9 protein-coding genes are annotated in these 13,979 nt (G+C 73.9%); 3 read left to right on the top strand and 6 right to left on the bottom strand.

Annotation, left to right across the window (positions count from 1 at the left end):
- The first annotated feature begins 112 nt into the window (after window positions 1-112).
- The gene (locus ACE4Q9_RS19075) at window positions 113-2,485 is read left to right on the top strand and encodes a PQQ-binding-like beta-propeller repeat protein (protein WP_397985429.1); all 2,373 of its coding nucleotides are present in this window, start codon (window positions 113-115) and stop codon (window positions 2,483-2,485) included.
- Window positions 2,486-3,147: 662 nt separating this feature from the next.
- Here ACE4Q9_RS19075 and ACE4Q9_RS19080 read toward each other — a convergent pair.
- The 5 genes from ACE4Q9_RS19080 to ACE4Q9_RS19100 all read right to left on the bottom strand — a co-directional run bounded on the left by ACE4Q9_RS19080 (window position 3,148) and on the right by ACE4Q9_RS19100 (window position 10,010).
- On the bottom strand, window positions 3,148-3,372 hold the full coding sequence (locus ACE4Q9_RS19080) for a hypothetical protein (RefSeq protein WP_397985430.1): 225 nt from the start codon (window positions 3,370-3,372) through the stop codon (window positions 3,148-3,150).
- A gap of 210 nt (window positions 3,373-3,582) precedes the next feature.
- On the bottom strand, window positions 3,583-6,546 hold the full coding sequence (locus ACE4Q9_RS19085; RefSeq protein WP_397985431.1) for a BTAD domain-containing putative transcriptional regulator: 2,964 nt from the start codon (window positions 6,544-6,546) through the stop codon (window positions 3,583-3,585).
- A gap of 220 nt (window positions 6,547-6,766) precedes the next feature.
- Entirely contained in the window at window positions 6,767-7,657 is an 891-nt protein-coding gene (locus ACE4Q9_RS19090) for a DUF1963 domain-containing protein (protein ID WP_397985432.1), read from the bottom strand.
- A 331-nt stretch (window positions 7,658-7,988) separates the two neighbouring features.
- Window positions 7,989-8,399: a nitroreductase/quinone reductase family protein gene (locus ACE4Q9_RS19095; RefSeq protein ID WP_397985433.1), complete on the bottom strand. Its 411-nt coding sequence runs from the start codon at window positions 8,397-8,399 to the stop codon at window positions 7,989-7,991.
- 93 nt (window positions 8,400-8,492) lie between these two features.
- Window positions 8,493-10,010: a CehA/McbA family metallohydrolase gene (locus tag ACE4Q9_RS19100; RefSeq protein WP_397985434.1), complete on the bottom strand. Its 1,518-nt coding sequence runs from the start codon at window positions 10,008-10,010 to the stop codon at window positions 8,493-8,495.
- Between the two features lie 146 nt (window positions 10,011-10,156).
- Here ACE4Q9_RS19100 and ACE4Q9_RS19105 point away from each other — a divergent pair, with 146 nt between their 5' ends.
- Both ACE4Q9_RS19105 and ACE4Q9_RS19110 read left to right on the top strand, forming a co-directional pair.
- Window positions 10,157-12,745: a bifunctional FO biosynthesis protein CofGH gene (locus ACE4Q9_RS19105; protein ID WP_397985435.1), complete on the top strand. Its 2,589-nt coding sequence runs from the start codon at window positions 10,157-10,159 to the stop codon at window positions 12,743-12,745.
- 89 nt (window positions 12,746-12,834) lie between these two features.
- Entirely contained in the window at window positions 12,835-13,401 is a 567-nt protein-coding gene (locus tag ACE4Q9_RS19110) for a L,D-transpeptidase (RefSeq protein WP_397985436.1), read from the top strand.
- On the opposite strand, the gene ACE4Q9_RS19115 is transcribed toward ACE4Q9_RS19110, so the two are convergent.
- A complete protein-coding gene (locus ACE4Q9_RS19115; protein WP_397985437.1) occupies window positions 13,394-13,924 on the bottom strand; it encodes a DUF2165 domain-containing protein in 531 nt (176 codons plus the stop codon). The genes ACE4Q9_RS19110 and ACE4Q9_RS19115 overlap by 8 nt on opposite strands.
- Window positions 13,925-13,979: the final 55 nt, after the last annotated feature.

Below are 13,979 nucleotides of genomic sequence, written 5' to 3' on the forward strand. Positions count from 1 at the left end.
CCGGCCAGGAAGAATCGGGGTGCGTGCCGCCATGGCGGTGCGGTGGTGAGACGCTGCACTTCGGTCGCGTACAAAAGGGCTGGCGCGGCCAGCACGGGGAGGTGGCAGGCAAGTGGATCAGCTGACGCAGCACGATCCGCGGCGGATCGGGCCGTTCGAGGTGCTGGGCCGGCTGGGCGCCGGCGGCATGGGGCTGGTCTATCTCGCGCGTTCGGCGTCCGGCCGGCGCGTGGCGATCAAAACGGTGCGCACGGAACTGGCCGAGGACCAGCTCTTCCGCGTCCGCTTCACCCGCGAGGTGGAGGCGGCCCGCGCGGTCTCCGGCTTCTACACGGCCGCAGTGGTCGACGCCGACCCGCGGGCCGCCGTGCCGTGGCTGGCCACCGCCTACGTGCCGGCGCCCTCCCTCGAGGAGATAGTGAACGAGTGCGGGCCGCTGCCCGCGCAGGCCGTGCGCTGGCTCGCCGCGGGCGTCGCCGAGGCCCTCCAGTCCATCCACGGCGCCGGCCTGGTCCACCGCGACCTCAAGCCGTCCAATGTGCTGGTGGTCGAGGACGGCCCGCGGGTGATCGACTTCGGCATCGCCTCCGGTGTCTCGAACACCCGTCTGACGATGACGAACGTCGCGGTCGGCACCCCCGCCTACATGTCCCCCGAGCAGGCCAAGGACTCCCGCAGCGTCACCGGCGCCAGCGACGTCTTCTCGCTCGGCTCCATGCTGGTCTTCGCGGCCACCGGACACCCGCCCTTCCACGGCGCCAACCCCGTCGAGACCGTCTTCATGCTGCTGCGCGAGGGCCCCGACCTCTCCGGCCTGCCGGACGAACTGCGCCCGCTCATCGAGCTGTGCATGCAGATGGAGGCCGCCGCCCGCCCGTCCCCGGCCGACCTCCAGGCCCAGCTCGCGCCGCATCTGTTCGGCTCCGGCTCCGACGACAGCGGCACCGCCTCCGCCTGGCTGCCCGAGAAGGCCGTCGCCCTGATCGAGGGCCGCCGCGGCGGCCGGCCCGCCCCCAAGGCCGCCCCGGCGACGACCGGTCCGGGCCCGCGCCCCACCGGACCGGGGCCCCGCCCCACCGCGGGCCCGGCCATCCCGCCGCCCCCGGCCTACGACCCCCCGGTCCCGTCGGCCTCCTTCGCGGCCCCCGCCGCCCCCGACACCGGCCCCGTCCGCCTCGCCGGCGCCCCCGTCCCGATCGGCCCCGGACCCCGCGTCGCCGACGCCCGCGCCGCCGCCGTCAAGGCGCCGTCGCCGGAGGCCGGACTGGTCGCCAACTGGTCCCGCCCGCGCCCCGGAGTGGCCGGCCCCGACCCCGGCGTGGCCGCCGCGCCGCCCGGCCCCCCGGAGACGGCGAGCGGCTGGCGCCCCTGGCGATTCCGCATGTCGAACGACGTCTGGGGCACCCCTGCCGTCGACGGCGACCTGGTCTACGTCACCTCCTTCGAGGTGCACGCCCTGGACGTGGGTACCGGCCGGCGCCGTTTCAAGACGCGGGACGTGGCCTGGTCCATGGCCGTCGCGGACGGGCGGGTGCACGCCTCCGACGGCCCCACCCTGTTCGCGCTGGACGCCCGCGAGGGCACCGATCTGTGGCGGCTGTCCACGGACGCCTGGGTGTACTCCCTCCAGGCCGACCACGGCACGGTCGTCACCGGCACCCGCGGCGGCGGCGTCCAGGCGTGGGAGGCGTCGAACGGGCAGCGGCTGTGGGAGATCAGCGGCTGCCAGACCGACTTCGAGACTCCCGAGGCGGGCCCGCTCGTCCACGAGGGGACGGTCTACGTCTGGCAGGACGCCCGGCTGCGCGCGCTGGACGCCCGCACCGGCGAGGAGCGCTGGGCGTACCCCATCGGCGACGCGGCCTCCTGCGGCGGCGTCCCGGTCCGGATCACCCCGGCCCCGGACGGCTACGTCTACCTCTGCGCCGGCAGCCGGGTGCTCGCCGTCGACGCGGTCAGCGGCATGGTGCGCTGGCACTTCGAGGCCCCGGCGGTCTTCCTGAGCCCGCCCGCCTTCGCGCCGGGCCCGGCCGTCACCGGCGGCGGTGTCTACCTCGCCGACTACCTCGGCACGGTGTACGCCCTCGACGCCACCGACGGACGTGACCGCTGGCGCATCGCGACCGAGGCCCGGTCCTCCGTCGAGCCGGTCCTGGTGGCCGCCGGGCACGTCCACGTCGGCAGCGGCAAGGGCCTGTACACCCTGGACGCGGTCACCGGCACCCCGAAGTGGCGCTTCCAGGCCGGCGGAGACGTGGTGGGCGCCCCGGCGGTCGCGGAGGGCCGGATCCACTTCGGCTCCACCGACCACCTGCTCTACACCCTCAAGGCCGACGACGGCCGACTGCGCTGGAAGCTGGCCACCGGCGGCGAGATCACCGGTTCCCCGGTGGTCAGGGACGGGGTGGTGTACGCGTGCAGCAAGGACCGCTGTGTGTACGCGCTGGACGCGGAGAAGGGCACGGGTACGGCTCGTACGGCCTGACGCGCGGGGTGTGACGGCCGTCGTACCGGTTCACGGAAAGGGCTCCGGACGGCGGCCGTCCCAGGCCCGACGCTACCCGCAGCACCGGAACCCCGCCACGCGGTGCGGCCCGCGGCTGGTGGGGGAACCAGAGCGGTTTCCATTCCGGCCACGACGGCGATGACGAGCGCCGGTCCGCCGCGGTACGCCACGGTGGGACCGGTCGGCCGCGCCACCGCGATGAAGCTCTGCGCGACGGCCGGAGCCCCAACTCGGCGGACCCGGCAGGCATGTTCACGGTGTGTGTGACCTTCGTGGGCGGCGGCGGCGTCACGCGGTCGCCCCGGACACACCGCGGCCGCGGCGGCTCCCCCTCCGCGCCGCCGCGGCCTATCCCCCGATGTGGTCCTGCGGACCGCTCCCCCGTCACGGCCCCCGTCGGGCCGTACCCCCCTCGCGGTCCTCCGGACCATTCCCCCTCGCGGTCCCCCCGGACCGCCCCCCGTTGCGGCCCCCCCCGGACCGCCCCCCGTTGCGGCCCCCGGACCGCCCCGCGAACGTCGTCTGCGACAGCGGGCCGTCCCGAGAGCGCGGTGATCTCGCAGCCGGCCGACGTGGACATGCCTCGGCCGTGGCGGCTCCCCCTCCGCGCCACCGCGGCCGATCCCCGTTGCGGAGAAGGTCTAGCTGGGGCTGGACGTGATGTGGGTGTTGTCCGGCCGCACCGTGCCGCCGTCGGCGGCGTCCTTGATGTCGGTGATGTGGGTGTTGAGCGGCTCCACCGTCGCGTCGGCCTCGGCGTCCGTGATGTGCGTGTTGAGCGGCTGCACCGCCCTGCCCGCCTCGGCGTCCGTGATGTGGGTGTTGAACGGCTTGATGGTCGCCTTGTCCTTGGCGGTGTCGCTCATCAGGTGCTCCCCTTGGAATCGTGTTGCAGCTGGCGGGCCCATCCGGTCACTCCCCCGAAGGCCGACCGGATGGGCTGCTGGAGCCGCCACTCTAGATCGCGAGCCCGGCGGCCTCACCGACGGTCCGTGCGCCCCCCGACGCGACGGCCGATATCCAGGAGCATGTCTGAGGGCGATAAACGAACGATGAACGCGGGCCCGGACCGCGCGTCAGGCCGCGTTGGCCGGTGCCAGGAGCGCCTGTACCTCCGCCGCCTCCGGTGAGTTCAGCCGCTCGTAGATCTCCAGCGCGTCCCGCCAGCAGACTTGAGCCCGGCCGGTGTGGCCTATCCTGTTCAAGGCCTTGCCGAGCACGGTCAGCACATTGCCCCGGCGCCACTCGCCCCCGATGTCCCTGAGCTGGCTGAGGGCCAGCTCGGCGTGTGCGGCGGCCTGCGCGGGGCGGTGGGCGAGCAGATCCACCTCGGCGAGCCGGAAGAGAGTCATCCCCTCCCACAGCCGCTGCCGGCTCACCCGGAACACCGGCAGGGCCTGGCCCAGATGCGCGGCGGCGGCGTCCAGCCGACCGCTCCTGCCCAGCGCCAGCCCGAGGGCGTAGTGCCCGTTGGCGGCCTTCAGGGAGTGCCCGAGTTCCTCGTACATGTCGGTGCCCTGCCGCGCGAGGTGCACCGCGCTGTCGGCCCGCTCGGTCTGAAGGTGCAGCCGGGACAGGTTGCACAGCGCCGCCGCGGCTCCGGAGAGGTCACCGCACGCCCGGAATTCCCTGATGGCCCGTTCCAGGTATTCCTCGCCCTCGGCGTAGCGGCTCTGGTAGAAGCAGAACGCACCGAGGATGTTCGCCGCCCAGCAGCAGGGCAGCGGATCGTCGGCGGCCTCCGACAGGGCGAGCGCCTGTCTGGCCTCCTCGTCGGCCAGGGTGAACTGGCCCGACCAGTGCCGTGCGTTGGCCAGTACCAGGACGGCCCGGCCCTCGGCCCGGCCGTCGCGGGCCGCGTGGGCGGCGTCCCGCAGGGCGGCACCGGCGGCCTCGTACTCCTTGAAGTTCGCGCCCGACTCCGCGAGATCGACCGCCGCCCAGAGCAGATCGACCGCTCGGCGCAGCGTCGTACCGTCCGACGACTGCCGTACGCAGGCCAGGAGCGGTACCGCCTCGGCGTACAGCCAGTCCTGTGCGGTGCGCCGGTCGGGGAAGACCAGACCGGGGACGCGCGTCGGCTCCAGGTGGTCCACCAGCCGGTCTCCCGGCCGTTCGATCGCGTACACGCCCGCCGCCGTGGCCAGGTAGAAGTCCAGCAGCCGCGACATCGCCGCCCCCCTTTCGCTCGGCGGCTGTTCGTCGCGTTCGGCGCAGGCGCGGGCGTAGAGGCGGACCAGGTCGTGGAAGCGGTAGCGGCCGGGGGCGGCGGATTCCAGGAGGGAGGTGTCGACCAGGGACTCCAGGAGGTCTTCCGTCGACTCCGGCGGCAGGTCCAGGACCGCGGCGGCCGCGGCCAGGGAGATGTCCGGGCCGTCGGCGAGGCCGAGGAGGCGGAACGCGCGGGCCTGGGCACGGTCGAGCTGGCCGTAGCCGAGTTCGAAGGTGGCCTTGACCGCGAGGTCGCCCGCCTGGAGCTCGTCCAGGCGGCGGCGCTCGTCCGCGAGCTTCGCGGCGAGCACCGAGACCGTCCAGGTGCGCCGCGCCGCGAGGCGGGACGCGGCGATGCGGATGGCCAGGGGCAGGAAACCGCACGCGGCGACGACGTCGAGCGCGGCGTCCCGCTCGGGGGCCACCCGCTCCGCGCCGACGATCCGGGTGAACAGCGCCAGCGCCTCGTCCGGGGACATCACGTCCAGGTCCACCAGGTGCGCCCCGGCCAGCCCCACCATCCGCACGCGGGACGTCACCAGCGCCGCACACCCCTCGGTGCCCGGCAGCAGCGGCCGTACCTGCGCCGCGTCCTTCGCGTTGTCCAGCAGGACGAGGACCCGGCGGCCGTCGAGGACGGAGCGGTACAGCGCCGCCCGCTCCTCCAGGGAGTCCGGGATCGCCGAGTCGGCCGTGCCGAGGGCGCGCAGGAAGGAGCCGAGGACCGTCTCCGGTTCGGCGGGGCGGGAGCCCGCGCCCTGGAGGTCGACGTAGAGCTGGCCGTCCGGGAAGGAGGCGCGCGCCCGGTGCGCCACGTGCACCGCGAGCGTCGTCTTGCCGACGCCCCCGATGCCCGCCATCGCGGAGACCGCCATCACGCTGCCCTCCGTCTCGCCGGCCGACGCCAGCACCGCGCTGAGCTCGTCCACGAAGGCGGCGCGGCCCGTGAAGTCCGGTACGGAAGCGGGAAGTTGGGCCGGACGCACCGGCGCCGCGGTCGGCTCGGTGACCGGTGCCGAGGGCTCCGCGAGGGCCGGGTCGGCCTGGAGGATGCGCTGCTGGAGCTCGCGCAGTCCGGGGCGCGGGTCGACGCCCAGTTCCTCGGCGAGCAGGCGGCGGGTGTCGGCGTACACGGCCAGCGCCTCCGCCTGCCGCCCGCTGCGGTACAGCGCCAGCATCAGCAGCTCGCGCAGCCGCTCCCGCAGGGGGTGCGCGGCGGTGAGCGCGGTCAGCTCGGAGACCGCCTCCGCGTGGCAGCCCTGCTCCAGGTCCATGTCCAGGCGGGACTCCAGCAGCCCGAGCCGCCATTCCTCCAGGCGCACCCGCTGCGTCTCCGCGTAGGGTCCGGGCACCCCGGCCAGGGGCTCGCCGTCCCACAGGTCCAGCGCCTCGTTGAGCAGCGCGCGGGCGCGGGTCAGATCGCCGGTGCCGCGCGCCTTCTCCGCCTCCGCGCCGAGGTCCTGCGCCCGTACGAGGTCCAGCGCGCCCTCGCCGAGCCCGCGCACCGCGTACCCGCCGGACTCGCTCACCAGCACACCGGGGTTCAGGACCTTGCGCAGCCGGGACGCGTAGGTGCGGACCGCGGCCAGCGCCTGCGACGGCGGCTCGGGCCCCCACAGCGCGTCGATCAGCTCCGCCGCCGTGGCCGTACGGCCCTCGCGCAGCAGCAGGGCGGCCAGCAGGGCCCGCTGCTGGGGGGAGCCCGTGTTCAGGACCTCCTCGCCGCGCCAGGCCCGCACCGGACCGAGCACGCCGAACCGCAGCGTCTCCGGCTCCGCGCTCGCGGAACCCGGACGCCGCTGCTCAGGCACTCGCGGCCGACCGTCCATGCGTTCGCCCCCTAGGCATCACTGACATCCCTGTCAGTTTGCCTTGTTCAGGCTGGTTGCGTCAGCCGTGCGAGACACCGATCACAGACCGCCGCTCGGCAGTCCACAAGGCCCTCACACCCTCTTCGCACATACCGGGCCGCTCCCGGCAGTTGACTGCCCGTCGGGTGAGCGATGCCGCGGTCGGCGCGGCGGCATGGAGAGGTGCGGGTGATCGTGGTCACTGGGTGAAGAAGGACGCCGGGTGCCGGGGGTCCGCGGTGCAGACGAAGAGGCCGCCGTGGCCGCCCCGGCCGACGGTCATGCCGACCGGCTCGCGGGCCGGGTCCCCGGCCCCGTCCGCCGGTCCGTGTCCGCGTTCCTCCAGGGGCCGGAACCGGTGCGGCGCGCCGTCGGGCCCCCACGCGCCCAGCTCCCACTCGGCGGTGTCGAACTGGAGGAACAGCTCCAGCGGGGCCCCGCACGCACCGCATTCCAGGTCGTCCGGCCGGTCCGTCGTACACCAGTTCAGGAAGCCGCCGAGCTTGTGGCCGGGGACGGTGGTGAGGTCGTCGGGCAGGCCCCGCTCCGCCAGCCAGGCACGGAGACGCTCGGCGAGCGGGGACGGCAGCTCCTCGTCGCCGGGGTAGTCGGTGATCCGCTCCGGGTGCAGCACGCAGGCGCGCGGGATCATGTCCGGCCCGTACTCCCAGTGTTCCCCGGGGTCCGGCTGCTCGGTGAGCGGGTCCGTGACCGCCGCGGCCCGGCGCCAGTGGAGGCGGCAGGCCTGGCCCCAGCCTTCCGGGTGCGGCTGGTCGTGCCACTCCGGGCACCACAGGAGCTGGACGAGGTCCGTGCCCTCGGGGAAGCGGAGCCCGGGGAAGTCCGCGGCCGTCAACTGGGCCACCGCGACCAGTGGCAGCGTGTACGCCCTGCCGTTGACGTCCCGGTGCTCGGCGCACCGGGGCCACGCCTCGGCGGCCGGCCAGAGCAGCGGCCCGCCGATGTGGCTGTCGTACGGTCCGGGGGTGCCGCGGCGCGGGTGCAGCCGGACGGCGGTGCGGCCGTGCGGCAGCAACTCCGGGAAGTCCCGTGCGGGTTCGACGGCGGACGGCGCGGTGGTGAGCTGCACGCCGGGCAGTCTTCCGGCCACAGGCCGGTGGGGTCCACCCGGAGGGCCGGCCGCCGGGCCGTCCGGAAAGCCGGCCGTCGGCTCGCCGGGTCCTGCACGGAAGGGGGCGGCCGTCGGCGGGAGGGGACAGCCGGCGGGCCGTCGGGTCCTGCACGGAAGGGGGCGGCCGTCGGCGGGAGGGGACAGCCGGCGGGCCGTCGGGTCCTGCACGCGAAGGGACAGCCGGCGGGCCGCCAGGTCCCGCGCGGGAAGCAGCGGCCGTCGGCCCGTCAGGTCCTGCACGGGAAGCAGCGGCCGTCGGTCCGTCAGGTTCGCCCCGTCCGGCCGGTCCTCAGTCCGTCAGGTCGACCCGGATGGTCAGCAGGTCCGTCCCCAGGGCCCGTACCGCCGTGCTGTTGAGCCGGGGCAGTCCCCGCAGCCGGGCCCGTGGGTCGTCGTCCGGCAGCAGGTGGGCGGTGCCGTGGTGCCACCGTCCCGCAATCCGCACCCGGACCCGCGGATCGGCCTCGATGTTGCGCACGTACTGCGACCGGTGCCCGAACTCCGACACCAGCCAGAACGCCCCGCCGACCCGCCGCCCGCCCACCGGCGTCCGCCGCGGCACCCCGGAGACCCGCCCGGTCGTCTCCAGCACGGTCTGTAGTGGGAGCCGCCGGATCAGCGGATTGAGCCGGCGCTGGAAACCGGTCACGATGCGGTGCTTGCGCTGCTTGCGCTGCTTGCGGTCTGCTCGGCCGGTCATGGCTCCTGAACCTCCTGCGGAATCCTGCGGGGCGGCGGCTGCCCGGCCCAGGATGCCGCAACCGCCCGCCCCGCCGGCGCCGGAACCGCCGGGTCAGACCTCCCCGAGGAAGACCGGGTTGGTGAGCGCCGCCAGCGCCCCCGGCACCGGGCCCGCCGCCGTCTCGTGCCGCACCTCGGCGCGGACGTACGCCGCGTACGAGGGCGTCGTACGCCATTCGACCGTGCCCGAGCCCGACACCGGCAGCGGGTCGCTGGTGACCAGGGTGCCCTCGTCGGTGACGAGGCGGAGGGTGCAGCGCGGGGCGCCGGACACATCGAGGCGGACGGTCACCGGGGTGTCCGCGGCGACGGCCAGCCGCTCGCCGATGCCCGCCTGCCGGCCCCGGCCGCCCGTGGCCGTGAGGGAGACGGTCACCTTCCCGGACTCGGCGACGTAGCAGCGGCCCGCCCGGATGCCCTCCTGGACGGCCTCGCGGGTCAGATCGTCGGCGAGGACGACGGTCTGCGGGAGGCCCACCGCGTCGGGGTCGCGGTGGGCGTCGCTGTTGCCCATCGCCGGGAGCCAGCGGCGGCCCTGGCGCACCGAGGCGACCAGGAGGTTGTCCCACTCGGCCAGGGTCGCCTCGTCGTCGGGCGTGTAGGGGCCGTTCCACACCTCGACGGCGTCCGCCTCGGCGAAGCCGAACTTCCAGCCGCAGCCGACGCAGGTGGCGTGCGGATGGGCCGGGACGACCAGACCGCCGGCACGGCGGATGTCGCGGGCGAAGCGGGCCCAGCGGTTGTCGCGGGCCCGGTAGCGCCAGTCCACGAAGGTGCCGGGCTCGGTGCCGAGCGCCACCACATGGCCGTTGCGGGTGGTGATCTCCTCGCCGAGCATGATCAGCAGATCGTCGCCGGCCACGTCCGCCCAGTGCGGGTGGGAGGTATGGGTGTTGTGATCCGAGGAGTTGATGAAGTCCAGGCCCGCCGCCCGCGCGAGGGCCGCGATCTCGGCGGGGGTGCGGCGGCCGTCGGAGTACCAGGAGTGCAGATGGCAGTCGCCCCGGTACCAGGCCCGCCCGCGCCCCTTGGCACGGGAGGGCGGGTACACCGGGTGGGGCGTCTCACCGGGCTCGCCATAGGTCAGGGTGATCGTCAGCTCGTACGACAGTCCTTGTGGCGCCACCGTGTAGGGGCCCAGCGCGACGTGCCAGGTGCCCGCGCGCACCGGTCCCGGCACATAGCCCGGTGTCGCGTCGTCGGCCCGTACGAAGAACTCCGTGCGGGCGCCGCCCGACCAGCCACGGAAGCCCTCGCCGCCCAGTTCGGTGCCGCGCTGGTCGAAGAGGCCGATGTCGAGCGCGTTGCCCTGGGTGCCGGCCGGGACCGGGGGCCTGTCGTAGGTGTAGGAGACCCTCAACTCCCGCACCCCGGCCGGTACCTCGACCGGGACGTACACGAAGTCGGGGGCGCCGGGCGGCAGGGTGCCGCGCACCGTCCGGGTCTCCTGGCGCTGGCCGTCCGCCGCCGCGAAGCTCACGGTTCCCAAGGTAAGGGCGGCGGCGGCGCCCGTCACGAACAGCGCGCGCCTGGCGATTCCCGAGGCGTGATCGTGCGTGTCGTCACACATGGGCCTCATTGTGCGCGCCGGACGTGAACGCCCCTAGGCGTAATGGAGACCGGGTCCGGGGCAACCGGGGGAGGCCCCGCCCCCGCACAGCACAGCCGCCCCTCGTCCCGCATCCGTCTTGATCACCCCGTACGTATCGTGGAGTCATGACGACTCCCGCGACCCCCGGACCCGGCCGCCCCACCGAGAACTCCATGCGTCGCGCCCTCAAACGCGCCCGTGACGGCGTCGCCCTCGACGTCGCCGAGGCCGCGGTGCTGCTCCAGGCGCGCGGCGATGACCTGACCGCCCTCGCCGCCTCCGCCGCCCGTGTGCGCGACGCGGGGCTGGAACAGGCGGGCCGCCCCGGCGTCATCACCTACTCCAAGAGCGTCTTCATCCCGCTGACCCGGCTGTGCCGGGACAAGTGCCACTACTGCACCTTCGTCACCGTCCCCGGCAAGCTCCGCCGGGCCGGCCACGGCATGTTCATGTCCCCGGACGAGGTGCTCGACATCGCCCGCAAGGGTGCCGCGCTCGGCTGCAAGGAAGCCCTGATCACCCTCGGCGACAAGCCCGAGGACCGCTGGCCCGAGGCCCGCGAATGGCTCGACGCGCACGGCTACGACGACACCATCGCCTACGTCCGCGCCATCTCCATCCGCATCCTGGAGGAGACCGGACTGCTGCCCCACCTCAATCCGGGCGTCATGAGCTGGACCGACTTCCAGCGCCTGAAGCCGGTCGCGCCGAGCATGGGCATGATGCTGGAGACCACCGCCACCCGCCTGTGGTCCGAGCCCGGCGGCCCGCACCACGGCTCCCCGGACAAGGAACCGGCCGTACGGCTGCGGGTCCTGGAGGACGCCGGCCGCTCCTCCGTCCCCTTCACCTCCGGGCTGCTGATCGGCATCGGCGAGACGTACGAGGAGCGCGCCGAGTCGCTGTTCGCGCTGCGCAAGGTCTCCCGCGCCTACCACGGCGTCCAGGAACTGATCATCCAGAACTTCCGCGCCAAGCCGGACACCGCGATGCGCGGCATGCCGGACGCCGAACTGGACGAACTGGTCGCCACCATCGCCGTCGCCCGGCACATCATGGGCCCCGCCGCCTGCCTCCAGGCCCCGCCGAACCTGGTGGACGCCGAGTACGAGCGGCTGATCGGCGCCGGCATCGACGACTGGGGCGGGGTGTCGCCCCTGACCATCGACCACGTCAACCCCGAACGCCCCTGGCCGCAGATCGAGGAGCTGGCCGAGCGCTCCCGCACCGTCGGCTTCGAACTGCGCGAACGGCTCTGTGTCTACCCGGAGTTCGTGCGCCGCGGCGAGCCCTGGCTGGACCCCCGGCTGCGCCCGCACGTCGCCGCCCTCGCCGACCCGGAGACCGGCCTCGCCCGCCCCGGCGCGCTCCCCACCGGCCTGCCCTGGCAGGAGCCCGAGGACACCTTCACCCCCACCGGCCGCACCGATCTGCACCGCACCATCGACACCGAGGGCCGTACGGCCGACCGCCGCGACGACTACGACGAGGTGTACGGCGACTGGGACGCGCTGCGCGAGGCGGCCGCCCCCGGCATGGCGCCGCAGCGCATCGACACCGATGTGCGCGAGGCCCTGCGCACGGCCGCCGACGACCCCACCCGGCTGACCGACGCCGAGGCCCTGGCCCTGCTGCACGCGGACGGCCCGGCGCTGGACGCGCTGTGCCGGATCGCCGACGACGTGCGCACGTCGGCGGTCGGCGACGACGTGACGTACATCGTCACCCGCAACATCAACTTCACCAATGTCTGCTACACCGGCTGCCGCTTCTGCGCCTTCGCCCAGCGCCGCACCGACGCCGACGCCTACACCCTCTCCCTCGCCCAGGTCGCCGACCGCGCGCAGCAGGCGTGGGACGTCGGCGCGGTCGAGGTGTGCATGCAGGGCGGCATCCACCCCGACCTGCCCGGCACGGCGTACTTCGACATCGCGAAGGCGGTCAAGGAGCGCGTCCCCGGCATGCATGTGCACGCCTTCTCCCCGATGGAGGTGGTGAACGGCGCCACCCGCACCGGCATGTCCATTCGCGAGTGGCTGACGGCCGCGAAGGAGGCGGGCCTCGACACCATCCCCGGCACGGCCGCGGAGATCCTGGACGACGAGGTCCGCTGGATCCTCACCAAGGGCAAGCTGCCCACGGCCACCTGGATCGAGGTCGTGAAGACGGCTCACGAACTGGGCATCCGCTCCTCCTCCACGATGATGTACGGCCATGTCGACCAGCCCCGCCACTGGCTGGGCCATCTGCGCACGCTGGCCGGGATCCAGCGGGAGACCGGCGGCTTCACCGAGTTCGTCACCCTCCCCTTCATCCACACCAACGCGCCGGTCTACCTCGCCGGAATCGCCCGCCCCGGCCCGACCACCCGCGACAACCGCGCAGTGACGGCCATGGCCCGCCTCCTGCTGCACCCCTGGATCCCCAACATCCAGACGAGCTGGGTCAAACTCGGCACCGAGGGCGCGGCGGAGATGCTCCGCTCCGGCGCGAACGACCTGGGCGGCACGCTGATGGAGGAGACGATCTCCCGGATGGCGGGCTCGTCGTACGGCTCGTACAAGTCGGTCCGCGACCTGGTGGCCGTCGCGGAGGCGGCCGGCCGCCCGGCGAAACCCCGTACGACGCTCTACGGCGAGGTCCCCCAGGAGCGGCAGCGGGCGGCGACCGCCTCCGACGGCCACCTCCCGGAACTGCTCCCGGTGCTCGACTGAGCTCCCGGTACGCGGCGCGGGGGCGACTGAGTACGATGATCCGACCCCCGGACCGTGTGGGGGACCCATAGCGGAGGAGATGCGTACCCGTGGCTGCCCGACTGCCCTCCTGGGCCTGGGTCTCCGGCCTGACGGTGGGGGCGACCGTGGCCGTCGTCGCCCTCGCCGTGCAGGCGGACCACGGGCCGCATCCCACCGCCGCGAGCGTGCAGCCGGGCATATCGGCGTCGGCGAGCACCCACGGCCCGGCCAAGCCGAAGCCGCCGGCGGGGCCGCCCGCGCTGCCGGCGGACTCGGGGGACGGCCGCAGGATCGTGTACTCGCTCGGGGCGAAGCGGCTGTGGCTGGTCGACGCGACCGGCAAGGAGATCAGGACGTTCGGGGTGTGGCCGGGCACGGTGCCCCCCGAACCCGGCCGCTACTCGATCACACTGCGCACCCAGTCCCTCAAGGGCTCGGACGGCGTGGAGGTCGAACACGTCATGTACTTCACGAAGGTGGAGGACGTGAACATCGCCTTCTCCAACGCCCTGGACGGCGCCTCGCCGCCGCCGGCGGAGGGCAAGAAACTGGGCGGCATCCGCATGCGCAAGCAGGACGGCGCCGCCCTGTGGGCCTTCGGTGATCAGGGCACGAGAGTGGTCGTGGTCAAGTAGTAGTGGGGGAGGGCGGGGTCTCTTTGCCGCTGACGGGCAGGTGGTTGACGACCAGCGCCACCCCGGCGAGCAGGAAGACGCGGGTCGCGGAGTCCTCCCCGTTCCACGCCTTCGCCTGCCACATCGCGAACCACTCACCGCCGATCGCGATGAACCCGGCGCCGAACAGCAGCAGGAGCATCAGCAGCCCGTAGGTGGAAACGCGCCGCGCGAACGCGTCGTCGCGCCGCGCCGCCCACAGGTACGTCCCCCAGATCAGGACCAGCGCGGCCACCGTCTCCCACGTGATGATCAGGACGTAGGCGGTGTCCTGGAGGGCGGTGCTGGTGATCGCCCGCCACATCAGATCGTGGTCCTTGAAGGTGCTGTCCATCGCCAGTACATGCCGCACGAACTGCTGGTTCGTCCCGAAGTCCGTGATGTTGCCGAACGCGACGAGGGCGATGTACAGCGCGAGTATCCCGGTGAGCACACCGGCGGCCAGTCTGTGACTGGAGTGACGCCTGGGGTCGGTGGTGGTCATGGCTGAATTCTCCCCTGTCTCCAGGCATGTTGGCGCGTGTCCATTGCGCCATCAT

Origin of the sequence: Streptomyces sp. AM6-12, assembly GCF_044327085.1 — a bacterium.
GTDB lineage: Bacteria > Actinomycetota > Actinomycetes > Streptomycetales > Streptomycetaceae > Streptomyces.